Annotated in this window: 2 protein-coding genes; both read right to left on the bottom strand. The window is 28.4% G+C overall.

Annotated features, from left to right (window positions below; translation table 11 throughout):
• Window positions 1–324: hypothetical protein (locus L21TH_RS00385; RefSeq protein ID WP_034428832.1), on the bottom strand; the 324-nt coding region annotated here is incomplete at its 3' end.
• Between the two features lie 89 nt (window positions 325–413).
• Window positions 414–923, bottom strand: a 510-nt coding sequence (locus L21TH_RS14425) for a hypothetical protein (protein WP_034428831.1), incomplete at its 5' end; no start/stop codon positions are given.

The following is a 923-nucleotide window of genomic DNA, read 5'->3' as shown; positions in this document are numbered from 1 at the left end:
TCCTAAATATCTGTATTCCCCATCTCTTTCGTCATTTTCACCTTCAATCCTTTTAACATCTTTTGGTGAACCATATACTATCATTCCTCTTTCTTGATATAACTGAAAATTGGGTGTCAAACCATGTCTTTCCGAAGGGGGAAATCCTGCTTTTTGTACCATATCTTCAAATTCAGCTTGATTACTTGGATATGATGTAGCATATACTTTGTTGTTTAATATATTTGGAAGAAACACACTTATCATATTAGAAAATACCATTACCAATATAATTATTAAGGATACTATTTTCTTTATATTATTTTTTACAAGGTGTTTTTTCATGCATCCTTTTCCTCCTTTATCAATACAAATCGATTAGAGAAATTTCTCTAATCGGTTATATAATACATAACTAAAAATTTTATATTACATTACTTAACAGTAAAATATAGATTTATATCTGGTTCAGATAAAATTGGGTGATTCATATAATCAACTTGTATATTACCAAATGTTTTTGTTTCACATACTCCTTTTAAAGCACCATCACCTTTTTCTCTCTTTTCAAGGAGTTTTTCTACTGCATAATCTGTTATATCCTTTCCTACTTCCCCGAATAAAGCTACAAGTGATTTTTCTAATTTTTCCCTATACTCTACTTCAACAAAACCATTTTCTAAAGTTCCATCAAATAATTGGCCTAAACTTAATCGAATTGTAGCTTTTGAAGATAGTTTTTCATCATATATACTTGGATTTTTATATTCCTTTTCAGCGAAAGAAAATCTAAACATATAAAGACCAATATTAGTTTGAAGTTTATTTTGTGCAAATCCTATTATAACAGCAGGAACTTCATCATCTTCAAAATATCTCACTTTAACATAATTTTCTTTGTATGGATTTTCTACTAAAGCACTAGCCACTTTAATAACTTTTTC

The sequence above is a fragment of the Caldisalinibacter kiritimatiensis genome, assembly GCF_000387765.1.
GTDB lineage: Bacteria > Bacillota > Clostridia > Tissierellales > Caldisalinibacteraceae > Caldisalinibacter > Caldisalinibacter kiritimatiensis.
Note: the sequence above shows the minus strand (reverse complement) of the source record. Positions and strands in the feature narration are given on the sequence as shown.